Source organism: Allobosea sp. 05L423 (assembly GCF_056397745.1).
The window spans coordinates 55,039-77,645 of the sequence record NZ_JBFTOA010000025.1; the positions used below are offsets into that span (position 1 = coordinate 55,039).

24 protein-coding genes are annotated in these 22,607 nt (G+C 64.1%); 5 read left to right on the top strand and 19 right to left on the bottom strand.

Annotation, left to right across the window (positions count from 1 at the left end):
* Positions 1 to 84: 84 nt before the first annotated feature.
* Genes AC1DNE_RS27805 through AC1DNE_RS27815 form a run of 3 tightly spaced genes read right to left on the bottom strand, consistent with a single transcriptional unit; the run spans position 85 to position 3,445 of the window.
* Complete coding sequence (locus AC1DNE_RS27805) at positions 85 to 987, bottom strand: plasmid partitioning protein RepB C-terminal domain-containing protein (protein ID WP_476841311.1); 903 nt, start codon at positions 985 to 987, stop codon at positions 85 to 87.
* Positions 984 to 1,877, bottom strand: coding sequence for a plasmid partitioning protein RepB C-terminal domain-containing protein (locus AC1DNE_RS27810; RefSeq protein ID WP_476841312.1), 894 nt, complete (start codon positions 1,875 to 1,877; stop codon positions 984 to 986). Before AC1DNE_RS27810 ends, AC1DNE_RS27805 begins: the two co-directional genes overlap by 4 nt.
* Entirely contained in the window at positions 1,874 to 3,445 is a 1,572-nt protein-coding gene (locus tag AC1DNE_RS27815; protein WP_476841313.1) for a recombinase family protein, read from the bottom strand. Before AC1DNE_RS27815 ends, AC1DNE_RS27810 begins: the two co-directional genes overlap by 4 nt.
* Before the next feature lie 69 nt (positions 3,446 to 3,514).
* Between AC1DNE_RS27815 and AC1DNE_RS27820 the strand changes: the two genes are divergently transcribed.
* On the top strand, positions 3,515 to 3,907 hold the full coding sequence (locus AC1DNE_RS27820) for a hypothetical protein (RefSeq protein ID WP_476841314.1): 393 nt from the start codon (positions 3,515 to 3,517) through the stop codon (positions 3,905 to 3,907).
* A gap of 136 nt (positions 3,908 to 4,043) precedes the next feature.
* Here AC1DNE_RS27820 and AC1DNE_RS27825 read toward each other — a convergent pair whose 3' ends face one another.
* From AC1DNE_RS27825 to AC1DNE_RS27835, 3 genes are all read right to left on the bottom strand, one after another.
* Positions 4,044 to 4,721 (bottom strand): 3'-5' exonuclease, encoded by a 678-nt coding sequence (locus AC1DNE_RS27825; protein ID WP_476841315.1) that lies wholly within the window; start codon positions 4,719 to 4,721, stop codon positions 4,044 to 4,046.
* A gap of 331 nt (positions 4,722 to 5,052) precedes the next feature.
* Positions 5,053 to 6,207 carry a M24 family metallopeptidase gene (locus AC1DNE_RS27830; RefSeq protein ID WP_476841316.1) on the bottom strand — a complete coding sequence of 385 codons (1,155 nt, stop codon included), beginning with the start codon at positions 6,205 to 6,207 and terminating at the stop codon, positions 5,053 to 5,055.
* 26 nt (positions 6,208 to 6,233) lie between these two features.
* Positions 6,234 to 7,025 (bottom strand): transporter substrate-binding domain-containing protein, encoded by a 792-nt coding sequence (locus tag AC1DNE_RS27835; RefSeq protein WP_476841317.1) that lies wholly within the window; start codon positions 7,023 to 7,025, stop codon positions 6,234 to 6,236.
* Positions 7,026 to 7,169: 144 nt separating this feature from the next.
* On the opposite strand from AC1DNE_RS27835, the gene AC1DNE_RS27840 reads away from it, so the two are divergent.
* The gene (locus tag AC1DNE_RS27840; RefSeq protein WP_476841318.1) at positions 7,170 to 7,943 is read left to right on the top strand and encodes an IclR family transcriptional regulator; all 774 of its coding nucleotides are present in this window, start codon (positions 7,170 to 7,172) and stop codon (positions 7,941 to 7,943) included.
* A 563-nt stretch (positions 7,944 to 8,506) separates the two neighbouring features.
* Here AC1DNE_RS27840 and AC1DNE_RS27845 read toward each other — a convergent pair.
* The 10 genes from AC1DNE_RS27845 to AC1DNE_RS27890 form a co-directional block, all read right to left on the bottom strand.
* Positions 8,507 to 8,989, bottom strand: a complete 483-nt coding sequence (locus tag AC1DNE_RS27845; protein WP_441472251.1) for a hypothetical protein — start codon at positions 8,987 to 8,989, stop codon at positions 8,507 to 8,509.
* 56 nt (positions 8,990 to 9,045) lie between these two features.
* The gene (locus AC1DNE_RS27850) at positions 9,046 to 9,375 is read right to left on the bottom strand and encodes a hypothetical protein (protein ID WP_441472252.1); all 330 of its coding nucleotides are present in this window, start codon (positions 9,373 to 9,375) and stop codon (positions 9,046 to 9,048) included.
* 247 nt (positions 9,376 to 9,622) lie between these two features.
* Positions 9,623 to 10,645: an MsnO8 family LLM class oxidoreductase gene (locus AC1DNE_RS27855; protein ID WP_441472253.1), complete on the bottom strand. Its 1,023-nt coding sequence runs from the start codon at positions 10,643 to 10,645 to the stop codon at positions 9,623 to 9,625.
* A 55-nt stretch (positions 10,646 to 10,700) separates the two neighbouring features.
* Positions 10,701 to 11,657, bottom strand: coding sequence for an ABC transporter substrate-binding protein (locus AC1DNE_RS27860; protein ID WP_476766879.1), 957 nt, complete (start codon positions 11,655 to 11,657; stop codon positions 10,701 to 10,703).
* Entirely contained in the window at positions 11,654 to 12,430 is a 777-nt protein-coding gene (locus AC1DNE_RS27865) for an ABC transporter ATP-binding protein (protein ID WP_441472255.1), read from the bottom strand. The genes AC1DNE_RS27860 and AC1DNE_RS27865 overlap by 4 nt, the downstream gene beginning before the upstream one ends.
* Positions 12,423 to 13,187 (bottom strand): ABC transporter permease, encoded by a 765-nt coding sequence (locus AC1DNE_RS27870; protein WP_441472256.1) that lies wholly within the window; start codon positions 13,185 to 13,187, stop codon positions 12,423 to 12,425. Before AC1DNE_RS27870 ends, AC1DNE_RS27865 begins: the two co-directional genes overlap by 8 nt.
* Before the next feature lie 92 nt (positions 13,188 to 13,279).
* A complete protein-coding gene (locus AC1DNE_RS27875; protein WP_441472257.1) occupies positions 13,280 to 14,197 on the bottom strand; it encodes a serine hydrolase in 918 nt (305 codons plus the stop codon).
* Between the two features lie 35 nt (positions 14,198 to 14,232).
* Positions 14,233 to 15,045, bottom strand: coding sequence for an ABC transporter permease (locus AC1DNE_RS27880; protein ID WP_441472258.1), 813 nt, complete (start codon positions 15,043 to 15,045; stop codon positions 14,233 to 14,235).
* A 4-nt stretch (positions 15,046 to 15,049) separates the two neighbouring features.
* A complete protein-coding gene (locus AC1DNE_RS27885; protein ID WP_441472259.1) occupies positions 15,050 to 15,985 on the bottom strand; it encodes an ABC transporter permease in 936 nt (311 codons plus the stop codon).
* A 37-nt stretch (positions 15,986 to 16,022) separates the two neighbouring features.
* Positions 16,023 to 17,549, bottom strand: a complete 1,527-nt coding sequence (locus AC1DNE_RS27890; RefSeq protein ID WP_441472260.1) for an ABC transporter substrate-binding protein — start codon at positions 17,547 to 17,549, stop codon at positions 16,023 to 16,025.
* Between the two features lie 39 nt (positions 17,550 to 17,588).
* Here AC1DNE_RS27890 and AC1DNE_RS27895 point away from each other — a divergent pair, with 39 nt between their 5' ends.
* From AC1DNE_RS27895 to AC1DNE_RS27905, 3 genes are all read left to right on the top strand, one after another.
* The gene (locus AC1DNE_RS27895; protein ID WP_476766881.1) at positions 17,589 to 18,542 is read left to right on the top strand and encodes a LysR family transcriptional regulator; all 954 of its coding nucleotides are present in this window, start codon (positions 17,589 to 17,591) and stop codon (positions 18,540 to 18,542) included.
* The gene (locus AC1DNE_RS27900; protein ID WP_441472262.1) at positions 18,539 to 19,414 is read left to right on the top strand and encodes a LysR family transcriptional regulator; all 876 of its coding nucleotides are present in this window, start codon (positions 18,539 to 18,541) and stop codon (positions 19,412 to 19,414) included. The genes AC1DNE_RS27895 and AC1DNE_RS27900 overlap by 4 nt, the downstream gene beginning before the upstream one ends.
* A 213-nt stretch (positions 19,415 to 19,627) precedes the next feature.
* Positions 19,628 to 20,629 (top strand): D-cysteine desulfhydrase family protein, encoded by a 1,002-nt coding sequence (locus tag AC1DNE_RS27905; protein WP_441472263.1) that lies wholly within the window; start codon positions 19,628 to 19,630, stop codon positions 20,627 to 20,629.
* Positions 20,630 to 20,790: 161 nt separating this feature from the next.
* Here the strand turns inward: AC1DNE_RS27905 and AC1DNE_RS27910 are convergent, their stop codons facing one another.
* The 3 genes from AC1DNE_RS27910 to AC1DNE_RS27920 are packed head-to-tail and all read right to left on the bottom strand — an operon-like array spanning position 20,791 to position 22,597.
* Positions 20,791 to 21,126 (bottom strand): cytochrome C oxidase subunit IV family protein, encoded by a 336-nt coding sequence (locus AC1DNE_RS27910; protein ID WP_476766882.1) that lies wholly within the window; start codon positions 21,124 to 21,126, stop codon positions 20,791 to 20,793.
* A gap of 9 nt (positions 21,127 to 21,135) precedes the next feature.
* Positions 21,136 to 21,858, bottom strand: a complete 723-nt coding sequence (locus AC1DNE_RS27915) for a heme-copper oxidase subunit III family protein (RefSeq protein ID WP_441472265.1) — start codon at positions 21,856 to 21,858, stop codon at positions 21,136 to 21,138.
* Positions 21,859 to 21,880: 22 nt separating this feature from the next.
* Entirely contained in the window at positions 21,881 to 22,597 is a 717-nt protein-coding gene (locus AC1DNE_RS27920) for a cytochrome c oxidase subunit 3 (RefSeq protein ID WP_476766883.1), read from the bottom strand.
* Positions 22,598 to 22,607: the final 10 nt, after the last annotated feature.

Consider the following 22,607-nt stretch of genomic DNA (forward strand, 5'->3'; position numbering starts at 1 on the left):
CCTCGGTTGTGCCGGGACCTGGGTCAATCGCCGCTGATTTCGACGGAGCAAAGCTAATGCTCAATGCAGCAGGCGTGCAAAGCGTCAAGCGGCCTGGCCGGCGAAGGAGGTCGCGTCGGCAATCGCCTGGAAGTGCTCAAGGTATTCGGGTTGGTGCTGGAGAAGGTAGCGCACGACGCGAGGGTTGCCGAGCAGCTTCCCAAGATAGCCCTTCACGACGGTCAACTGGAGATGCTCCTTGCCGTAGGTCTCCTGGATCTCTGCCATCGATTCCTGAAGCCGGGCTAGCTCCTTTTCCATGCGAGCCATTGCCTCGGGCGTGACACCGCGCACCTTCTTCGATTTCTTCTCGCCGGCCAGCTCGTTGGTCGGAGTCCCGGCGAGCAGCGCGGTGGCGTAGGCCGCGGTGAAGTTGTTCGCGGCGATCATCAGCTCGGTCGCCTCGATCTGGCGCAGCGGCTTCATCCGCTTCAGGATCTCGAATACGGCCATCGGGCACATCGTGTCCTTCAGCATCGACACGACCTCATGGGAGACGCCGTCCAGCAGCGTCGCCTTCCGCTTTACGCTGTTGACGTGCAGGCTCAACGCTCGGGCGATCTTCTCGCTGGCGACGCCGCGGGCGATCGCCTTGAGGATCATCGCGTGCTCCTGCACGGCGGACAGACGGCTGATCCGCTTGTTGAACGTGAAGCTCTCGTCGTCCGTCGAGACTAGGCATTCCACCTCGGTCCTGCCGAGGTCCTTCAGGATCTCCACGCGGACGTGGCCGTCGAGGAGCAGGTAGTTGTCGGGGTTGCCGTCGAGCCTCGCGATAACGGGCGGCTCGACGAGGCCAATCTCGATCACGGAGGTCCGGATCTGCTGGTATTTGTGGCTGGCCTTGACCGTGGCCCTGGGCGGCCGCACGGGCAGCAGCGCCGCGATCGGCACGGTGACACACTCGGGCTCGAAGGCGATCCTGGCCGGGGTTCCCAACTCGGTCATGCCTCCTCTCCCAGGATGCGGGTCTCCAGGTCTTTAGGCATGGTGTCGAGCCGCTCGGCCCGAAGGAGGGTGACGAAATTCTCGTCGGTCCGCAGGTTCTTTAGGGCCTCGACGACGAAGAGCAGACGGGTCTGGGTCACCTCGGCCTTCTTCACTAGCAGACGCTGCTTATCGGCCTCCTGCTGGAAGATGCGGACGAAGGCTTCTGACGTCCGGACCCGTGTCAGTTTCCTGCCGAATGGTGTCGTCGACATGTGCTTGCCGCGGCGAGTTCGCTGTTCGATGAGCCTCCGCATCTTGATCAGCCGAGGCCCTGTGATCCTGCCTTCGGTGTAGGCTTCGGCGAGCAGCTGTTGGATCGACTCGTCGTCGGCCTTGGCTATCTCGATCGCGACGGAGATCGGTATCATTCCGGTATCAACCGCCTCGATAAGGCGCTGCTCGCCCTTCTCGATCAGCATGGCCATCATGTTGACCCACTCGGGCGATGTGCCGATCTTCTCCGCGATCTCTCGGTCATTGTAGCCGCGCTTGCGCAGCGTCGCGACGTCCTGGAGCAAGTCGATGGACCGATGCTGCCGGCGGGCACAGTTCTCGACGAGGCTCATGACCAGGCATTCTTCCTCGGTCGCCTCGGTGACGATGGCGGGAATCTCCGTCCGGCCAAGCTCGCGGAAGGCCTCGATCCGGCCCTGCCCGCAGGCGAGGCCGTAGGAGCGTTGACCATCCGGGCCGATCATAGTGCTGACGCGGATCGGGCGCTTTAGCCCGACCGTCTTGATGCTCTCGACCACCTCGAGGAACTTGCGTCGGTTCCGGACGCGAGGGTTTAGGATGGTAATCCGGTCGATTGGGATCATCTCCACGCGGGTGTGCTTGGCTTCGGTCATGCCGCTTCCTCGAATTGGGCTCGGGCCGCCAGGGAGAAAAGGAAGTCCAGGGTCTCGAAGCGATAACCGTCCAGTGACAGGCCGTTGTTCTCGGCGAGCCGAAGCTTCGGTTCGGTCATGTCGAGGCGCGGGAGTAGGTAGTAGTCGAGCGGGGAGACGTTGCCGCGGTCCATGCGCACGGCGATCGTGATGTCTGGAGCCAGGCCGGCGTCGAGCCGGATGCGCCAGCGGGGCGAGCCCCCTTGCGTCTCGCCGCAGCGTGCCACGACGACCGAGGCGGTGAACTCGCCGTTGACGTCGATCAAACCCGTCTCGGGATCGACGAGAACCTCGCCGCCAGCGAGACGCAAGCCGTCGATCACCATGGCAACGACATCCGGGTGCATCGCCCGCAGGCGCCGGTTGATCTCGATGTAGCGGTAGTCCCGGCGCGGGCTGTAGCCGACGAGGTGATAGGCGCGCAGCAGGCTGCCGAAGCGGCTCCTATAGACGCTGCTCGACGGCATGTCCTCACGCTCGTCGATGACGAGGCTGGACAGCGACCCCTGAGCCTCCAGCAGCGACCGTAGCAGGTCGATGAGCTCGTCGTTGCTCATCCTTCGGCTGCGGTCTTCTACGATCCTGACCGCGCGCTCGAAAGTGGCGACGTCGACGATGGCAGTGAACACGCCGCGGGCGCGGACCCAGTGCTCCTGCGTGTTCACGACCCGCCGCATCTTCAGCTTGAAGCTGACCCGGTTGAATACGTTGTCGCCGATATATTTCGGATTGGTCAGGACCTGATGGACGGTGCCGCGCGTCCAGGGGCGCCCTAGGTCCGTGACGATTCCCTCAAGGTTCAGGCGGGCCGCGATCTGGGCCTCCTGCACGCCGAGATCGACGAAGAGGCGATAGATGCGTCGGACCACTTCCACCTCCTCGGGTGGACCGGGGATCAGGATCACGCGATCGGTCTGGAGGCTCTTGCGCTCGCCGATAGAGAGCTCGGACTTGGGTTCGCCGTTCTCGTCGATCAGGAGCCGCCGTAGGCCGTAGCCGGCCATCCCGCCCTGACGATACCCCTTCTCGACTAGGCGGCACTGGCCGGCGAAGACCTTGACCGACAGCTCCCGGCTATATTCTCCGGCCATAACCCGCTTGACGGTCTTCAGTAGGTTGGAGCCGATGCTCCCGTCGTTCTCGAACTGCTCGGCGCAGTAATGGACGACAATGTCCGCGCGTGAGCAAAGGAATTCGAGGTGCGCGCCGTGGTCGGCGTTTTGGAAGCGGCCCCAGCGGCTCACGTCGTAGACCAGGATCGTGCCGAAGTCGGCCGCCCCACGTTCCACGTCGGCGAGAAGTCGCTGAAAGGCGTCGCGCCCCTCCAGGTTCAGACCGCTTTTGCCCGCATCCTCGTAGATCCGGACGATCTCAATGTCGCGGGCCTCAGCGAACCGCTTGATCGTGTCGAGCTGGTTCTCGGTCGAATAGCGTTGGTGGTCGGTCGACATCCGCACGTAGGCAGCGGCGCGGTTCGACCGATCCCCGCCGGCTGTCCTCACCCGCGAAGGCCCGTCTCGCCCGCTCAAACGCATACGCTCCACACTCTGCGCCGTGCCGGCGCGTTTCGCCCGGCATTACAGCGTGGAGGTGGTGGAATGTCCTTTCCTCAGACGGGTAACATCTTGCCCAGGCGTCGTGCGCCGTCATTCGCCCGCTTGGTGGCGACAGCCCTGCGGACTTCGCTCAAGGGCCAGTCGTCCAAGATCAAGACGGTGGCGCTCTGGACCGGCGCGAACGACCGGACCGTGAAGAACTGGCTCTCCGGCGAGCGCGCGCCGAGCGGGGATCACTTCCTGGGACTGGCAGCGAACTGCCCCGCCGTCCTCGCGGCTTTCTTGGCGGCCATCCACCGGAGCGACTGCCTGGTCATGGCCGACATTGAGGAGGCGCGCGCCAAGGTCGCCGCAGCGTTGGTCGCGCTAGAAGCTGTCAGGGCCGTCCAGTTGGAGAGAGGGACCCAAGGCCCGGATGGAAAATCACTGGGATAGGGCGGGGCATAACTATCGGGTAAGCGAACGCGCCGACGCTTATCGGGATCGAAGTGAGGCGGGAGTATCCATCCAGGCTGCGTCGAAGCCAACGATCGTCCAGGAGCACGAGCTCACTTGGGTTAGTTTACCAAGCTCATGTTCTGCGCGACGCTACCGCCGATCCAAAATTACGGTGCGATGCAGAATCAGGACTGCCTAACGTCGCCAGCCATTCATACGCTCCCGCGACCCGAACACGTTGCAGTCGGTGCAACATCTCGTGATCGAAATGCTCGGGGCAACAGCGAGAGCGCACGTTGGCGCAAATTCGCTCGAAGAGATGCGTGGTCACAAACGTATCCGCACTCGCTCTGTGCAGGCGTCCGGAAGGCACAATGCCCATTTCGCCGATAAGGCTGCCCAGTCGATAACTTGCCCGGCCTGGAAATATGCGTCGAGCCAGTAGGAGAGTGCAAAGAGCGCGAACCGGTCGCCCTTCAAGGAAATCACTTGCCTCGTGCTCGTAAAACTTTCGATCGAAACCCGCGTTGTGGCAAACGATGGGCGAGGTTCCGATGAAAGACGCTAACTGACACATGGCAACAGCTGAGGTTGGTGCGCCGTTCAGCATTGCGGTGGTTATGCCGGTGATCTGCGTGATTTCGGCGGGCACGCGGACGCCTGGATCGACGAATGTGAGGAATTCGTGATCCGCCCGACCGTCCACCACTTCGCGAGCCGACACCTCGATCACTCGCGCGCCCATCGCCGGGCTTAGTCCGGTGGTCTCGAAATCGAGCACGACAAAGCGTCCGCTTGGAATGCTATTCAAGGTCGGACTCTCCGTGCCTACGTCGTCGATTCGAAAGCAAGGATATCACCCAGCGATGATCGACCGCGGCGATTTTTCTCGCACGTTCGAGCCGGTGATCAACCTACGCGTGGCGCGGTCGTGCCGAACCGAGTTGTGCAAGTTTAGAGAGGCAATACGCAGTGCGTCCTGTCATGAATTTGGTATATTTCGGTATTTCTTTAGTCAATACTAAGATCAGTATCGAATTGATCTCGCGGCTGATTGCTTTTAATGGCATGTTTTTCTTGAAATAGCGCTATATGAGTCGTATATTTTTTAGTAAAACAAATAGTAAATGATAGTCTTAAGCTTAACCTACGATAATCAGATCTCGCGAAAAGCGCGATAGCAATTCGCAGTTGTCTTTCGTCACGAGAACATTGTCAATAATTCGTGCGCCAAGCTGCTCATCTCCCAAAAATACTGGTGGCTCGACGCTCAAAACCATACCCGAACGCAAAATGTATTCACTGTCTCCGATCATATGAACAGGCTCGCCCCAACTTGGTGGAAAGCCCGGTGCCAGACCATATCCTGTGGTATGAACGCGCCCGTGTTCCAATCCCGCTTCGCAAATGACCCGCTTGGCAGCTTCATGCGGCGCGACTGCAGGGGCGCCGTCGCGGATCTCGGCGATGGAAGCGTCGCAAGCACGGCGGGCGATTTCAAGCAGCTCCACCATGCGCCGTGTCGGCTTCCCGAGACAGAATTGTCGACCTATTGTCGCTGTGTAGCGCCGGAAAGTTGCCCCATATTCGACGCTGCCAAAGTCGCCGACCGTCAAGGCACGTTCGGTTGGCGCGCCATGACTATAGCAGGAGCGCTCACCCGAAACGAGGTTGATGGGACTCGCCGAAAGGCCGCTGCCATTGGCGAACAGCGCGGCATACACGTCCCCGGCGACGTTGAGCTCACTGCGCCCTGGCCGGAGGCCGTTCACGAAAGCCGTCATCGCATCGTCAGCGATCGCCGCTGCGCGCCGGATATAGCCGATTTCTGTCGATGACTTAACAAGGGATAGGTTGTGCACCAGATTGGTTGTTTCCTGCACCAGACAAAGTCCGAGGACCTGTCTAACCCGATCGTATTGATGCGGATGCAGGTAATATGCAGGCACTTCGATGCCGCAACGTCCGCGAAGCAAGCCTAGCTCGTCGGCAAGCCGTGCGAAGAGCGCGATAGCGTCTTCGTTCTCGCCGCCGCCGAAGGTCTCTATTCGATCGATCAAGGCGTCATCGCGGATCTCGTTGCGCTCGCCTTCACGAGCCACAATAGTTAGTTCGCCATGCGATGGCACGAAGAGGCACTGGAATTCCTGATAGCTCTTGGCGTCAGAGCCGGTCAGCCAACGGATCGAGACCGGGTGGAACAGGATCAGCCAGTCCAGCCCGCTCTCCGCCATAGCCGCAGACACTGCCGACCGCCGCGTCGCGAATTCGTCGGTCGTGAAATCATGCTTGGACATATTTACCTCGGCAGCTCGAGCCTAACTCAGAGGGCCGGTAGAGGTCGCATCGGCCCTCCAAGCCACTTCTGATGCAAGGCGTCGAGATCACCGTTCAGCGTGCTCTGGAAGATCAAGGTGTCGAGCCAGCGAACGAGGTCATGCTCACCACGGCGAATCGTGATGTGAGCCGGAGCGCGGCGCAATGCGAACTTGAAGTCGAATTCCTGCGACGGGTTTCGCTTGGCAAGTTCCACGACAACGACACTGTTGGCCGCCAGTAATTGAGCGTGGCCGGACAGAAAGGCTTGCACCGCCGTCGCGTTGTCTTCGGTCCGCATAATGTCGGCCTTCGGTGCGAGCGCCGAGAGCACGAGATCCTCTGTCGTGCCCTTAGCGACCGCGATACGGTTTTTACCCAGATCCGCGCCGGACGTCACGACTAGGGACTTGGCGCCATAGACGGCGAGGGAAGTGTCAGCATAGGGCGCGCTGAACATGACTTGCCGGGCCCTCTCGGCGGTAATCGACATGGCCGCGATATTCATGTCGGCTTTGTCGGTCAGCAGGAACGGGATGCGGCTCGCAGCGGGGACCGGCACGAGTTCGAGTTTCACGCCAAGCGCGGTGGCAACGAGCTTCGCCATATCGATGTCGAAGCCTTCGAGCTCGCGGTTCGCGTTTGTCGAGCCAAACGGTGGCACATCGGCAAATACTGCAATGCGGACAACGCCCTTGGAGATGATATCGCTAAGTTTGTCGGCGTTTGCTGATGGGCTGGCCAGCAGTCCTATCGACGCGACAAAGACGGCAGCTATTGCGGCTCGGAAACCGATCATGATCCTGCGCTCCCTCAAATTACGTCCAGCTTCCCGGATTTCCCGCGGTCATGCCCCGCTCGTGCTCAATCGAAGGTGACCTAGCGGAATGCTACTGACTTCGTATATGCAGTCAAGCTTCGCTAATAAATCGAGCGGTATTTCATGACTGATGATCCAATCAAACCCGCGGGCCGCGGACGGAACTATCCAGCGCCGGCGCTTGAGAAAGGTCTGGAAATCATCGAACTGTTGGCTGCCGCCGGTGAGCCACTCTCCACCCGAGCAATCGCTGACAAGCTCGGACGCTCCAAAGGCGAGATTTTCCGCATGCTTTGCGTGCTGATGGATCGCGGCTATTTGGATCGCGATCCGGTGTCGGAAGAGCTTACTTTGAGCCATCGGCTGTTTGATCTCGGCATCCGCACACCACGCGCACGAAGGCTGATGGAGATTGCGGTTCCGGCGATGGAACAGTTGAGCGAGGTGATCGCGCAATCGGTCCATCTCGTCGTCTTGAGTGAGGGACAAACTGTGGTCGTCGCCAATGCGTCCGGTCCTGGCGACATCAGCCTCACCCTCAAGCTCGGGTATAGACGTCCCGCATTCTATGCGACTTCAGGAGAGGTGATACTCGCGTTTCAGGCCCCCCTGGCCCGCCAGCGGAGTTTCGATATGGCGGGCATTGCAACGGAGCGTGAGCAGGCGATAATTTCCACGCGTCTGGATGAAACCGCTGCTCGAGGTTACCTCATGGCAGATAGTCACGATGTGCCCGGAATTACAGACATAAGCGCACCTATTATCGACCGACAACAGAGGTGCGTAGCAAGTCTGGTCGTGACTTATCTCAATAGGCTCACGGAAAAGCCGCGGCACTCAGATGCGCTAGCAAAACTGCTCGTAACCTGTGACGCGATCTCGGCCGAACTCGTCTAAGCCGAACGGGGATCGATATCCAAAAAGCGGCCGTTGATAGCTAAAACACAGCAGCATGACGCAATCGGGCGTAAGCCAGACGCGCCAGCGCGGCGAGGTGGTTGGCTTCGCCGATATTTTGCTCAGATCATTTTCGGGCCTTGCGACACGCACATATCGAGGGGGGCGTGGCGCGGTCGTGCCGAAATCGATCGTGATGGCGGATCGCTTGGGATTTCGCGGGGACAAATCGTTGGAAAATAATGGGATTTTTCGGCGCGCATTGCACGCAAATCCAGCTTCGGAGGGCAACGCTCTATCCAGCTGAGCTACGGGCGCAAACCGTGAAGGCTGGATAGCCGATCCCCGCGGCTTCGGCAATGCGGGATTTTGCGAAGGAGCAAATGCCCGAACAGGCAAAGGTCACACGTTCGAATCGTGTCGGGCGGCATCGACCACTTCGCGCTGCTCGCAATCAGCGCTACGCACGTTCGTCTACGCCCTCGAACGACGGTGCACTGTGACGCTTCTGCCCGACAAGTAACCTGTGACCTCAGAGACAAGGCTGCTGCCCCATCCGTCGGTTAACGACCTGGCGACGGGTCTCCACCGGGGCAGTGCTCCACGAGATCGGCGAGCGCGCGCCGGCTCCCCGTGAGATCGAAAGTAGCGGAAACGGTGTTTCCATTCGAGGCCGGAGCGGAAATGACCAGCCGCGCCGTAGCGAGGACCAGCTTCACCAGCGGCGCCGGAGACGGCACGTGGATCGCATGATCGTCGCCGACCACGCCATCTAGGGCACTCGGCGTCCGGGCATTGGGCTGCAGTGACAGAGCCGCGCTGCGCCGTGCAGCACCGAAAAGCCTCTCATCGTTCAGTGGGACAAGCGCTACGGATAGATTGGCGTCGATGCAGCGAATCGCTAGGCCGAAGGGCGAGCCCTTGCCGGAAACGATGGCGGCAACGTCCTTGCGGCCATCCTCCTTGTCGTGGGTTACCACGGCCCAGGGGCCGATTGTCTTGACACCGCTCGCCTGAGCAAAGGTGGAAAGCTGGATCAGCGCCACCCAGATCCCCAAAACCCCTGCGATACAGCGCAAGATCGGCCTGACACCCGCCCGCCTCATCGCGACGCTGCCCCCGTTGGTTTGCTGATCGGCATCAGCATCTGGCGCCATTCCGGCGGAGCAGGTTGACCTATCTCGGCTGGGAAGGTGGGCAGCAGCGAAAAGGCGAGCGGCTGGTCGAGCCTGTCGCTCTGGAGCACGAGCGTGTCAGATCTGAAAAGCCGGGCCGAATGACGCGGAACGACCGCCCCGGCCGCGACGACTACGCCGCGCACCGCCAGCACGAAGCAGGAATCGAACGGATTCCACATGCTGCCCGCCGGGGCGCCGGTTCCGCCTTCGCGATTCGATTGCTCGAGGTGGCCGCCCTGCCAGGTGATGGTCAAAGGCTGATCCAGCCGCAGAGGCGCTTCCACGGGCACGACCGTTGAAGGTGGTGGCCATGGCATTCCTTTCGGCAGTGGACAGCTGGTCAGCAGGCCAGGCCCGCTGGGGCGGGCGACCCATAGCTCCCAGGTCTGCGGCGGTTCGGCTGCGGCGAGGCTCGTCGCGAGGCACAAGGCCAAGAGCGCTCCCATCGACCGCAAGCACTTCGACATCCGATCCCCCGAAGCGATGTTACGGACGACTTGCCTATGACTGCAAGCGGCTCGGCGCAAAAGCGCGAGCCAGAAGCTCGTAGTTTCGCAAGCGCAGCCGCGGATCGGCCAAGAAGTCCTGGATCATGAATTCATCGATGCCCGTCTCGGCAGCCATGCGCGAAAGCGTCGCCTTCACGCGCTCTGGCGTGCCGACGACATAGGCGGGCCAGTCCGCGGTCTCGGCGGGGACCATTCCGCCCATGACGGCGATCGCTTCATCGAGATCGGGCAGATGCGACACCATGATCCGTTCCGGCGACCGCCGGAGCTTGAACACCGCACGCACCGGCATGGCGAGCCGCTCTGCCTCTTCCTCGGTCTCGCCGACGATGACGCGCACTGCGATGAAGGCTTGCGGCGCGCTCATGCCTGCGGCGTAGCGCGAAGGGGTGAAGCGCTCGGCATAGGCCGCGGCTGCGTGCGGGGCCTGTTCGGGCTTGTGGAAGGCGCTGCAGGCGAGGCCGAGGCCCAGCGTCGCCGCGCGCCGGGCGCTTTCCTCGCTGACCGCCAGGATCCAGGGCAGCGGGCCGGCAGGCTCGTCCGGCATGATCCTTATGCCGTGGAACGGCGAGCTGGCCGGCAGGTCGTTGCCGAGCCAGCCGATCAATTCCTCGACCTGAGCGGCATGGTCGTCAGGAAGCGCGACATCGCGCAGACGCTGCAGTGCCCGGTCGGCGACAGGTCCCGCCGTGGCGCGGCCGATGCCGACATCGATGCGGCCGGGAAACAGCGCGTTCAGGGTGCGCATCGCCTCGGCGATCTTGTAGGGGCTGTAATGGTTCAGCAGCACGCCGCCGACCCCGATCCTGATCCGCGACGTCGCGCCGGCCAGTGCCGCGGCGAAGACCTCCGGCGCGGGATTGGCCTCGAAGGCGACGTCGTGATGCTCGACGATCCAGTAGCGCGTGAAGCCGAGCTTCTCAGCGGCCTGCGCCATGCCGACAGCCGTCCGCAGGGCATCGCCGGAGGAGCCGCCTTTCGGCAGGACGAGGGGATCGAGAATCGAAAGACGCATGATGTCGAACCGGCAGGCGACGGCACCGGCCTGAGCCGGCCGGTGCCGCGCGGATTTATTTCAGAGTGAAGGCAGAGGGGGCGACGAGGCTCGCCTTGATATCAATCGCCTTGGCCTTGGGCAGCATGCCCGCCTGGACCATGAAGTCCTGATCGTCCGACAGATTGGCGATGTCGGCCTCGGTCACCGCAGGCTTGAAGTCGTAGAGCGGCATTTGCGCCCGAGCATCCTCGATCGAGATCTTCTGCTCCTTGGCTGCGATCGCCAGCGCTTCCTCGGGATTCTTAGCCATGAAATCGAGTGCCTTGCGATGTGCGTCGAAATAGGCCGCCAGCAGATCGGGATGCTGCTCGGCGAAGGCGGTGCGGGCGCCGATCACTGTCGTCGGCTTGATCAGCCCCTCGCCGCTCGTCAGCGCCTTGCCGCCCGCCCGTTCAACCAGCGTGACGTTGGCGCCGGCGAGCGTCGCGACATCGACTTGGCCGGCGAGGAGGGCGGCACGAGCGGCCGGCAGATCCATGTTGATGTATTCGACGTCGTTCAGCGTCAGTTTTTGCGAGGCGAGCGCCGCGACGAGGAGCTGGTTCAGCACCGTGCCTTTCGGCCCCGCGATCTTCTTGCCCCTGAGGTCCGCGAGCTTGGCGGGGCCATCCGCGCGGGTCATCAGGAAATAAGCCTTGGGGGAGCGTGCGTAGGCCGCGACCACCTTCAGGTCGACCCCGTTGGCGCGGGCCAGGATCGCCGATGTGCCGCCGAGCACGCTGGCGATGTCGATCTCACCGGCTGCGAGGGCCTGGGTCTGCTGAGCGCCCGAGGTGATCTCGGGATTTTCGACCTTGATGCCGAACTTGGCGAAGGCCTCGTCGAGATAGCCTTTCTCGCGCATCACGATGGAAGGCACGTTGAAGGGCGCGGTCACATAGGTCACGCGGACCGTCTTCGGCTTGTCCGCGGCCGAGGCGGGGCCGAGCAGCAGCGTGAGCGCGAGGCCCAGGGAAGCGAGGCGTTTCACGAAGATGGCTCCTTGTCGATGGCGGGGGAAGCCACTCTGGAATCGTGGTCCCGCGCCGGTGCGGTCAGATTGGCGAGGATGCGCCGGCGGTGATCGTTGACCGCTGCTGCCGTCGGGTCACGCGGGAAAGGCAGGTCGATCGGCTCGTGGCCGACGACACGGCCGCCCTCGAGTTCGAGCACGCGCTGGCCGAGCAGCACCGCCTCCTCGACGTCATGGGTGACGAAAACGATGGTCGGATGCTTCTTCTGCCAGATCGCGATCAGCTCATTCTGCATGGCGCGACGGGTGAAGGCGTCGAGCGCCGCAAAGGGCTCGTCGAGCAGCAGCAGGTCCGGCTCGGTGACGAGCGCCCGCGCGATGGCGACGCGCTGGGCCATGCCGCCGGAAAGCTGGCTCGGCATGGCGTCGGTGAAGGCCGAAAGGCCAACGGTTTCGAGAGCCGCCCGGCTGCGCTCCTCGGCGATCCCGGCCGGAACCCGCCTGCGCAGGCCGAAGGCGACGTTCCCGAGCGTGTCGAGCCACGGCATCAGCCGGGCTTCCTGGAAGACGACGCCGGTCTGCGACGGGCCGCCATCCATGCGCCGGAGCTCGCCCCTGCTCGGCTGTTCGAGGCCGGCGAGAATGCGCAGCAGGGTCGTCTTGCCGCAGCCGCTGCGCCCGACCACGGTCGTGATCGAGCCGCGCGGAAAGGCAAGGCTGACATCGGCGAGAGCGGCAACCTCGACGTCGCCGAGGCGATAGCTCTTGCCGAGGTGATGCGCCTCAAGCACGCGCCATCTCCAGATCGCCGGCGAGCCAGGGCGCCTTGCGGCGGATGACGGAGCGGAGCAACTGATCGCTCGCCAGGCCGAGCACGCCGATCACGAGGATGCCGGCCAGCACGATATCGGTGCGGGCGAGATTTTCCGCGTCGACGATCATGTAGCCGAGGCCCGCCGAGGAGGCGATGAGCTCGGCGCCGACAAGGGCGCGCCAGCTATAGCCGAGCCCGATGCGCAGTCCGACGACGATCGCGGGCAGCGCAGAAGGCAGGACGATCCGCAGCAGGTTCTCGGCGGGGGTGAAGCCGTAGACCGTGCCGACATCGATCAGCTTCCGGTCGACGGCCGCAATGCCGCCGCGCACCCCGAGGAAGATCGGGAAGAAGCAGGACAGCACGATGATCCCGATCTTCTGCGCCTCGCCGATGCCGAGCCACAGGATCAGCAGCGGCATCATCGCCAGCGGCGGAATCTGGCGCAGGAATTCCAGAAGCGGCTCGATTGTGCGACGCAACGTTCTGCTCAGGCTGAACAGCAGGGCGAAGGGCACGGCCGCCGCAATCGCCAGCGCGTAGCCGACGGCGACGCGCTGCACGCTGATCAGCGTGTGCTTGGCGAGGACGCCGGAACCGGCCAGCTCGATCAACGTCTCGCAGACGGTGCCCGGCGCCGGCAGCAAGAAGGAGTTGATCCAGCCGGACGCGCTCCCGACGTGCCAGATCGCCAGCGTAATGAAGAATACTGCCAATGTCTGAAGGCGTGGCATCCGGCGCGGCCGCAATTGCAAGGTGCTGCGCGCTGTAATCTACTTGAGGATAATAGCAAGTGTTCGATGTAAAAGTAGAATTATTCTAAATATTAGCCTTCATTGAGCCCGCTGGCCGCGATCTCGCCGAGCGAAGGCAGGAAGCCATCATCCTCTGCGATCGCTTCCCCCTGCGTGAAAACGGTCAGGATGAACTCCTGTCCACCGGGCAGGATTGCGCGCAGGGCGTCATGGCGCCGGAAATCGGCGCGCTCGTCGCCGAGCCAGCGCGTGCGCCCGGCCTTCGACCAGATCTGCGTGCCATCCGGCATGCCGCCGGCGAGATATCCCGAGACCTGATAGGCCCCGCGCTTCGCGAAGGGGCTCGTGAGGTCGCGCGCGAGCAATGGTCCGACCGTTCGACGCGTTGTTTCGCTCAGCGCCGAGCCATGGAAGGTCTCGTGCATCAGCCGGGCCATGGCGATGGGCGTGAGGGCATTGTGTCCGCCCGGCGAACGGTCGAGGCCGATCTTCTCGCGGCCATAGCGCAGATCGTCCATCAGCTTCTGGTTGAGGTTGATGCCGGCGAGCTCCGGCCACTCCAGCCGCGCGAAGAAGCGGTTGACCGCTTCGCGCCGCTCGCCCCAGGCGGCCATCTCGGCGGCGGAGAGCAGCGTGTCGCCGGTCGTTCCCGAAAGCAGATCGATGACGTAGTTCGTCGCGCTGTTCGAGGACCAGAGGATCATGTCGCGCATGGCGCGCTCCAGTTCCTCATGCTCGGTGAGCTGCCCCGCTTCCAGCGCGGCCTGCGCCGCGACGAGGAAGAAGACCTTGACCAGCGAGCAGGGGTAGCTGCGCCAATCCGGGCGCAGCGCTGCGCCGCGCGGCCGGCCGCCCGGGCCTGCGGGTTGCAGCAGCACGAAGCCGAACTGCTCCTCCGGCACGCTCCGTTCGCGGAATGCGGCCGCGGCCTTTGCGGTCAACAGCGCGCCGATGCGCTGCAGGTTTTCATCCTCGTCGAAAAAGCTCATGGCGCACCTGTCGGAGGCGGGTCGGAAAGGGGGGATCAGCCCTTGGGCCGAAGCGCGGTGTCGAGGCCTTCGCCGATCAGGGCGAAGGTGACGCCGGTGTAGATGATCGCGAGGCCGGGAAAGGTCGCGATCCACCAGGCGTCGAACAGGAACTGCCGGCCGTCCGAGATCATCAGCCCCCATTCCGGCGTCGGCGGCTGGATGCCAAGACCGAGGAAGCTGAGGGAGGTCACGGCAAGGATCGTCAGCACCACGTCCGCCATGGCGTAGACGATCGCGGGGTTGACCGCGTTCGGCAGGATATGGGCGGTGATGATCCGCGGCGTCGTGCAGCCGAGGCTGCGCGCGGCCTGCACGAATTCGAGATTGCGCAGCACCAGCACTTCGCCGCGCACGATGCGGGCGAAGGAGATCCAGTTCACCAGGAGGAAGGCAAGGTAGAGATTGGTCTCGCCCGGCCCCAGCACGCCGACGATGGCGATGACGAGGACGTAGAAGGGAAAGGCCCAGAAGATGTCGGTGACGCGCATGATGAAGGTGTCGACGCGCCCGCCGACGAAGCCGGAGATCGCGCCGACCACCGCGCCGAGGAGGGCCGGCGCGACGACGCAGATCAACGCGACCTTCAGGTCGACATAGCCGCCGGCGAGCACGCGCGAGGCGACGTCGCGGCCGAGATCGTCCGTCCCGAACCAGTTGGCCAGGGATGGTGGCTGCAGCGTGTTGCCGTAATCGACCCCGAAGGGATCCTGCGGCGTCCAGATCTGGCCGAGCGCGACGAAGGCGGCGAGCAGGACCAGCATGGCGAGCCCGATGGCGAGGCTCGGATTGGAGCGGAGGCGGTCCATCGGCTCACTCCAGCCTGATGCGCGGATCGGCGAGCGCATAGGCGAGATCGGTCGCCAGATTGATCAGCACGACGAGGACGGCGAAGACGATGGTGAGCCCCTGGATCAGCGGATAGTCGCGGGCGAAGATCGACTCGACGAACAATGAACCCAGACCCGGCAAGGCGAAGACGGTCTCGATCACCACCGTGCCGCCGATCACCCAGCTGGTATGGGCGCCCAGCACCGAGATCGAGCTGATCAGGGCATTGGGCAGCACATGAATGCCCATCAGCCGGCCGGTGCCCGCGCCCTTGGCCCGCGCCGTGGTGACATAGTCTGAGCCGAGCACTGCCAGAATGGCGCTGCGCAGGCTGCGGATCGTCAGCGAGGCTGTAGCGAGCGCGATGACCAGCGCCGGCAGCGTGGTGTGGTGCAGCCGGGAGAGGAAATCCTCGCCATAGCCCGAGGTCGGAAACAGCGGCAGCCAGATCGCGAAGAGGATGACGAAGATCAGCCCGAGCCAGAAGGACGGCATCGCGATGACGATCGTGAAGGCGAGCTTGATCGCGATATCGACCGGCCCGCCGCGCCGCAGCGCCGACCAGAGCGCCAGCGGCACGGTCATCGCGATGGCGAGCGTCGTCGAGTAGGCGACGAGCCATAATGTCGCCGGCAGCCGCTCCAACACGAGCTGCATCACCGGCCGGGCATGCACCACCGAGCGGCCGAGGCTGCCCGAGCCGATATCGGCGAGGAAGAGCAGATACTGCCGCCACAGCGGCAGATCGAGGCCGAGTCGCTGCTTCATCAGCGCGATTTCCTCCGGCCCACCGCGGGCGCCGAGAAGCAATGTCGCGGGGTCGCCCGGAAGCGCACGCAGCAGGAGGAAACAGGCCAGCGTGATGCCGAACAGGACCGGCACCAGCTGCGCGAGACGCTTGATGATGTAGATCAGCATGGCGGGGCGGGACGAGGGGCGCCAAGGCGCCCCTGCATCACTTCAGCTTGACGTCCTCGAGGCGGAAATTCGAGGTCGGGAGCACCTCGAAGCCTTCGACATTGCTGCGATAGGCGTAGGAGGTTCCGGGATAGAACAGGAAGACCGACGGTGCGCCCTCATGGGCGAGCTTGACGATCTCCTGGAACATCTTGCCGCGCTCCGGCCCGTCCGCGGTCACGCGCTCCTTCTCGTAGAGTTCGTTCAGGCGCTCGTTCTTCCACTCGGTGTGATAGGCATTGGCACGCTCCGGATTGACGAGCAGGAAGCCGACGAGCTGGTCCGGATCGATCGTGTCGCTGGTCGCATAGGCGACGGCCATCTCGTAGTCGCCGGCCTTCGTGGTGGTCCAGTGCGTGCCGCCCTCGACGAGGCGGATATCGGCGGTGACGCCGATCTGCTTCAGCGCCGCCTGCAGGGCCTGGCCGAGCTGGCGATGCAGCGGCTTGCTGGAATCGACGAGCAGCGAGGTCTTGAAGCCGTCCTTGTAGCCGGCTTCCGCCAGCAGCGCCTTGGCCTTGGCGACGTCATGCGCATAGGGCTTCAGGCCCGGATCGGCATAGGCCATCGGCGGCATCGGCGAGTTCGAGACCTTGCCCGTGCCGTAGAGGAGCGCCTTGAGCAGCCCCTCCTTGTCGATGGCGTAGTTCAGCGCCTGCCGGACGCGAATGTCGTCGAACGGCTTCTTCCTGGTGTTCATCAGCACGAAATCGGTGCGGAAGACGTTTGCCACCGCTGTCTTGATCTTGCTGTCGCGCCCGAGGCCCTGGAGCTGGTTCAGCGGAATGTCGATCGCGGCGTCGACTTCGCCGGCCTGCAGCTTCAGCACGCGGCTGTTGCCTTCCGGGATGACCATCAGCTCGGCACCGTCGAGGTCGGGCTTGCCGGCCTGCCAGTAGTTCGCATTCTTTTTCAGCGACAGGCCCTGGCCCTTGTTCCAGGCCGCGACCGTGAAGGGGCCGCTGCCGACCGGCTTCTCGAAGAACTTGTCGCCGGCGGCCTCGAAGGCCTTCTGCGGCAGGATCGCCGAGGAAAACAGGGCGAGGTTGTTGAGGAGCGGCGTGAACACCTTCTTGAGCTTGAGCACGACGGTGCGGTCATCCGGCGTCTCGATCGTCTCGATGCCGGAGAAGAAGCGCTTCCAGCTCGAAGCGTCGCTGCCGGCGCGCTTCAGGGAGAAGGCGACGTCGGCGGCCGTGACCGGCGTGCCATCCGAGAACTTCGCCTCACGCAGCTTGAAGCTGTAGGTCATGCCGTCGTCGCTGACCTTCCAGCTCTCGGCGAGGCCGGGCTCGAGCTTCGTGGCGTCCTTGCTCGGCCGCAGCAGCGTGTCGAAGATGAGCAGCTGCGCGTAGATCGAGGCGTTGTCGCTGGTCGCGATCGGATCGAGCGAGACGAGGTCCTGTGTCTGCGCGAGCCGCAGCGTCCCCTTGGCCAAAGCGGTGGAAGGCGCCGTTACCAGAGCGGGGGCGCCGAGTGCGAGCGCGAGCGCGCCAGCCGAGAGCAACGAGCGAAGCTTGGTCATACCGATCCCCTGATTCATTGGCCGCATTGCGGCGGCGGCTTGCATCCTTCCATAACGACAACTAGTCCTTCCAATGAAACCTTCGGCAAGATCATCAACCATCTGGAATACGCTATGAAGCTGGGCTCGCTGCTGGCGGTCGACACCTTCGTGAGGCTCGGCGGAACGGGCGAGGCGGCCCAGGGCCTCGGCATCAGCCAGTCCGCCGTCATCAAGACCTTGCGGCAGGCGGAGGACGAATTCGGGCTCAGCCTCGCCACGACCATCCAGGGCCGGCTGGTGCCGACGCCGGAAGCGCAGTCTCTGGTCAGGCAAGCCCAACCGCTCTTCAACGTGCTGCGCCGCGCGCGGCACGAAGCGGACATGATCCGCGTCGGCATGGCCGACAGGCTGAGGGTGGCGACCGTGCCGGGACTGGCGCACAGCATCCTGCCGCCGGCGATCACCTCGACGCGGCGCAAGCTCGGCGAGGCCGCCGCCGTGGAGATCATGTTCGACCATGTGCGCGAGCATCTCGGCGCCGGCGAGGCCGATCTCGGCATCTCCTACGGCCCGATGGCGACCGAGGATATCGAGGACGTCGCCTTGGGACGCAGCCCGCTCGTCTGCGTGCTGTCGCGGACGCATCCGCATGCCGGGCGTGCGGCGCTGTCGCGGGACGATATCGAGGGCGAGCGCCTGATCAGCTACGGTCCCGACGGCGTGAGCGCCTCCGACAGCTTCCAGGACGCGCTGGTCGGCGCAGGATTGGCCGATCGCGTCGCGATCACCGTCCGCCATACCGACACCGCCTGCCATCTCGCCCGCGAGGGCGTCGGCATCGCGCTGGTCGACGGCTTCGTCATCAGCAGCAATCTGGTCGAAGGCCTCGCCGCCTTGCCGCTGGAGCAGAGCCCGTTGGTCACGGCCTATGCCCATCACCGGCGCGGATCTCTCCTCGATCGCGCCGCCCGGCTGCTCCTCGCGCAGCTTCAGGAGCGCCCGGCGCCATGAGACCGTTCACGCCAGCCCACGCCGCCGTGCTCCGTGCGGTGCACCGCTTCGGCACCACGGTCGAGGCCGCGCGCCAGCTGAATCTGACGCAATCCGCCATCAGCAAGATCATCGCGCGCAGCGAGGCGAGCCTCGGCGTCGAGGTCTTCGAGCGCCGCGAAGGCCGGCTGAGCCTGCGGCCCGCAGCCAGCGCCCTCATGACGGCACTCGACACGGTCGATCAGGAATGGCGTGCCTTGCGGGATGCTGCGGGGCGATTGCGCGCCGGCCGGGAAATGCCGCTGCGCATCGCCTCCACGCCGAGCATCGGTCATGGCATCATCGCCCGCGCCCTGCGCCGCCTGACCGACGAATACCCGCAGGCGCGCGTCGAGCTGATCATGGGCGATGCGCCGACCGAGCTCTCGCAGGGAACGGCCGACATCGGCCTGATGTTTTCCCCTCGCGTCACCGACGATATCGCGCTGACGCCGCTCGTCGGCGGCTCGATCATCGCACTGGTGCGCGAGGACGATCCCCTCGCCGGGCAAGGCAGCGTCCGCCTGCACGAACTCAAGACGCGGAGGATGATCTGCTTCGATCGCGAGAAGTCGCCGCTCGGCTGGCTGATCGCTCAAGCCTATGAGCGGGAAGGGCTCGACTATGCGCCGTTCATAACGGTTCCCTACAGCATCTCGGCGGCGCATCTGTTGGCCGAACCAGGCGATGTCACGCTGATCGACAGCCTGCTGACGCAGGCGCAACGCTTCGATGGGCTGGCGCAGCTTTCGCTCCAGCCTGAGATCCCCACCACGATTTGCCTGATGACGGTGCGCAGCAGACCACTTTCGCGGCTGGCCGCCCGCTTCGTGGAAATCATCCGGCAAGGGTGATCATCTCGGCGATTTCGGTCCCCCGATCGCGCGCTTGCGGTCCAGAAGGACGATCAAGGCGAGGCCTGGCGAAGCACGCCGACGCCTGAACTTTCGCCAGGGCCGCGCCGCTGCGTCGAAGACGCACATCCGGCATGCGGCAGCGGGCCCAGCCAATCTCCATTCCAGCGGTATGGTATCGCTGACGCCGTCCAGATGCCGGAGCTTGCTCGAATGAACCGCCACGACACTATCCGGCTTGCGATGCTGCCGACGCCCTTCGAGCGATTGCCCCGCCTTGCGAGCGCGCTCGGCGGCAATGGCCGGGCGCCGTCGATCTGGATCAAGCGTGACGACTGCACCGGCTTTGCCGGAGGCGGAAACAAGGTCCGCAAGCTCGAATATCTGGTGGCCGACGCTCTGAAGCACGGCGCCGACATGCTGGTGACCATGGGCGCGATCCAGTCGAATCATGCCCGTCAGACCGCGGCGGCGGCCGCACGGAATGGTCTCGGCTGCCTGCTGCTGCTGACCGACTCGGTCGCAAATCGCAGCGAAGCCTATCGAACCAACGGGAATTGGCTGCTCGACGGAATCTTTGGCGCGGAGATTCGTCTCCTCGCCGCGAGCGAAGACGGTTCTGCGATCGCTGCGGAGGCGATGGCAGGGCTAACGGCGCAAGGACGGAGGCCCTACTTCATCCCGGTCGGCGGCTCGAATGCGCTTGGAAGCCTCGCCTATCGCGATGCGCTTCTGGAGTTGGCGGCCCAGGCGAAGGATGAAGGCTGCCGCATCGACCGCATCGTTCTGCCGACGGGAAGCGGCGGCACCCATGCCGGCATCCTTGCCGGCGTGGAGCAGGCCGGGTTGCCCTGGCGCGTGCACGGCATCAGCGTCTCGCGCTCAGCCGAGCAGGCTGGGGCCATCGTCTCCGGGCTGGTTCAGGATATTTTCGGTCTGGAGGATCGCCAGAGGAGCGCCGTGTCCGCTCTGGAGATCGATGATTCCCGGGTTGGGCCGGGATATGGCCAGCCCACCGCCGAGATGATCGAGGCCGTCCAGTTGGTTGCCCGCGAGGAGGGAATTCTCCTCGACCCGGTCTATACCGGAAAGGCGATGGCCGGACTCCTTTCGCTTGTAAGGACAGGCGCCATCGGCCCCGACGAAACAGTCGTTTTCTGGCACACGGGCGGCGCGCCCGGTCTCTTTGCTTATCCGGAAGTGTTTCAGCGCTAGACCTGGCGCCGCACTCCCCCGGCCGTACGGGAAGCGCGATACGCCACGCGTATCGGGGGACTTCGGCGTGCCGTTCTCCGACGGGAAGAGATAGCAAGTTCGGATTGTGCCGGGCACGCCGATGGCGCGCGCGGCTCGGCCCGCGTTCCGAAACTGGCGCCTCATGAGCCGGTCGCGAAGAAGGTCAGCCGGCTGAAGAGCGTGTAGTGCGACTCGAACAGCATGATTCCGACGAAGACGAGGAGCGCCAGCGGCGGGGTGAGGATCGCATAGGTCAGTGCCAGCCGCTCCCAGGCCATATGCATGAAGACCGCGACGATCAGGCCCGCCTTCAACATCATGAAGAGCAGGATCAGCGACCAGCGCAGGTAGCCGACGAGGCCGAAATAGTCGACCAGGTAAGAGCAGGTGCTGAGGATGAACAGCCAGGCCCAGACCACGAGGTAGAGCTTGATCGGGTGCTGTTGCGCGTCGTTATGAGCCGCCGGTTGTGTCATGTCGCCACCTCACCAGAGATAAAACAGGGCGAAGATGAAAACCCAGACGAGATCGACGAAGTGCCAGTAGAGGCCGGTGATCTCGACGATCTCGTAGCGACCCTTCCGGCTCGTGAAGAAGCCGTGCCGGCCTTGGTCGAAATCGCCGCGCCAGACCTTGCGGGCGATGATGATCAGGAAGATCACGCCGATCGTGACATGAGTGCCGTGGAAGCCGGTGATCATGAAGAAGCTGGAACCGAACTGCTCCGCACCCCAGGGGTTCCCCCACGGGCGGACGCCTTCCGCGATCAGCTTCGACCATTCGAAAGCCTGCATGCCGACGAAGGCCGCGCCGAGCACGGCGGTCGCGAGCATCAGGATCGCCGTCTTCCTGCGGTCGCGGCGATAACCGAAATTGACCGCCATCGCCATCGTGCCGCTGCTGCTGATCAGGACGAAGGTCATGATCGCGATCAGGATCAACGGAAGATGGTGGCCGCCGATCTCGAGCGCGAAGACCTCGCTCGGATTGGGCCAGGGCACCACCGTCGACGCTCTGACCGTCATGTAGGAGATGAGGAAGGTGCCGAAGATGAAGGTGTCGCTGAGGAGGAAGACCCACATCATGGCCTTCCCCCAGGAGACGTTCTTGAAGGCCCGCTGATCGGACGACCAATCGGCCGCGATGCCGCGCCAGCCGGCGGGGCGGACGATGTCTGCGTTCACGGCAGTCGGCGCAATCTCATTCATCGGCCCCTCCTCATCAGGAGCTCTAGGTCAGCAATCCCCGGCAGATCTCGATGAGGTCGTCCGTCCAGCGCATCAGCAGGCTGAACAGGACAAGCCAGACCAGCAGCAGGAAATGCCAGTAGATGGCGCAGAGCTCGACGCTGAGGGTGAGCTCGCGTGGGATCTTCGGCGCGAGGTCCTTCGGGATGGCGAAGGCTCTGGCGGAGGTTCGGCAAAGCGCGACGAGCCCGCCGAGCACATGGGCTCCGTGAATGGCCGTGATCAGATAGAAGAAGGCACTGGCGGGGTTGGCGGCGGCGAAATAGCCGGCTGCGGCAAGCTCGTGCCATGCCAGCGCCTGGGCGGAGAGGAAGGCGAGCGAGCAGACCGCCGCCGCGAGAAGGCTGGAGCGGAGCGCGCCGCGTTCGTCGCAACGCGCGGCGACCACCGCCATGTGCAGGGCGATGCTCGCCAGGATCAGCAGCCCTGTGCTGAACCAGAGCACCGCCGGCATCGGCAGCGCGCGCCAATCGGCCATGCTCATGCGCATCGAATAGGCGCTGATGAGAAGCGCGAAGAGCGAGCTGGCGACGACGAGGAAGCTGCCGAGGCCGAGCTTCGCCGTCGTGGACGAGGTCGGCTCGGCGGCGTCGCCGATCACGCCGACTTCGAGCCAGGGCTTTGCCGTCAGGCGCTGGCGCGAGAGCCACCAGCCGGCGAAGGCTGCCACGACGACGATGAACCCGAGGACCACGCCCATGGCGGCATCT

Excerpts from the sequence above, each read along its gene's own strand:
- AC1DNE_RS27840 (WP_476841318.1), top strand. The coding sequence starts at position 7,170 with ATGACTGATGATCCAATCAAACCCGCGGGCCGCGGACGGAACTATCCA.
- AC1DNE_RS27885 (WP_441472259.1), bottom strand. The coding sequence starts at position 15,985 with ATGCTGATCTACATCATCAAGCGTCTCGCGCAGCTGGTGCCGGTCCTG.
- AC1DNE_RS27920 (WP_476766883.1), bottom strand. The coding sequence starts at position 22,597 with ATGGGCGTGGTCCTCGGGTTCATCGTCGTCGTGGCAGCCTTCGCCGGC.
- AC1DNE_RS27875 (WP_441472257.1), bottom strand. The coding sequence starts at position 14,197 with ATGAGCTTTTTCGACGAGGATGAAAACCTGCAGCGCATCGGCGCGCTG.
- AC1DNE_RS27835 (WP_476841317.1), bottom strand. The coding sequence starts at position 7,025 with ATGATCGGTTTCCGAGCCGCAATAGCTGCCGTCTTTGTCGCGTCGATA.
- AC1DNE_RS27900 (WP_441472262.1), top strand. The coding sequence starts at position 18,539 with ATGAGACCGTTCACGCCAGCCCACGCCGCCGTGCTCCGTGCGGTGCAC.
- AC1DNE_RS27910 (WP_476766882.1), bottom strand. The coding sequence starts at position 21,126 with ATGACACAACCGGCGGCTCATAACGACGCGCAACAGCACCCGATCAAG.
- AC1DNE_RS27830 (WP_476841316.1), bottom strand. The coding sequence starts at position 6,207 with ATGTCCAAGCATGATTTCACGACCGACGAATTCGCGACGCGGCGGTCG.
- AC1DNE_RS27805 (WP_476841311.1), bottom strand. The coding sequence starts at position 987 with ATGACCGAGTTGGGAACCCCGGCCAGGATCGCCTTCGAGCCCGAGTGT.
- AC1DNE_RS27890 (WP_441472260.1), bottom strand. The coding sequence starts at position 17,549 with ATGACCAAGCTTCGCTCGTTGCTCTCGGCTGGCGCGCTCGCGCTCGCA.
- AC1DNE_RS27810 (WP_476841312.1), bottom strand. The coding sequence starts at position 1,877 with ATGACCGAAGCCAAGCACACCCGCGTGGAGATGATCCCAATCGACCGG.
- AC1DNE_RS27855 (WP_441472253.1), bottom strand. The coding sequence starts at position 10,645 with ATGCGTCTTTCGATTCTCGATCCCCTCGTCCTGCCGAAAGGCGGCTCC.
- AC1DNE_RS27915 (WP_441472265.1), bottom strand. The coding sequence starts at position 21,858 with ATGAATGAGATTGCGCCGACTGCCGTGAACGCAGACATCGTCCGCCCC.
- AC1DNE_RS27880 (WP_441472258.1), bottom strand. The coding sequence starts at position 15,045 with ATGGACCGCCTCCGCTCCAATCCGAGCCTCGCCATCGGGCTCGCCATG.
- AC1DNE_RS27870 (WP_441472256.1), bottom strand. The coding sequence starts at position 13,187 with ATGCCACGCCTTCAGACATTGGCAGTATTCTTCATTACGCTGGCGATC.
- AC1DNE_RS27820 (WP_476841314.1), top strand. The coding sequence starts at position 3,515 with ATGTCCTTTCCTCAGACGGGTAACATCTTGCCCAGGCGTCGTGCGCCG.
- AC1DNE_RS27905 (WP_441472263.1), top strand. The coding sequence starts at position 19,628 with ATGAACCGCCACGACACTATCCGGCTTGCGATGCTGCCGACGCCCTTC.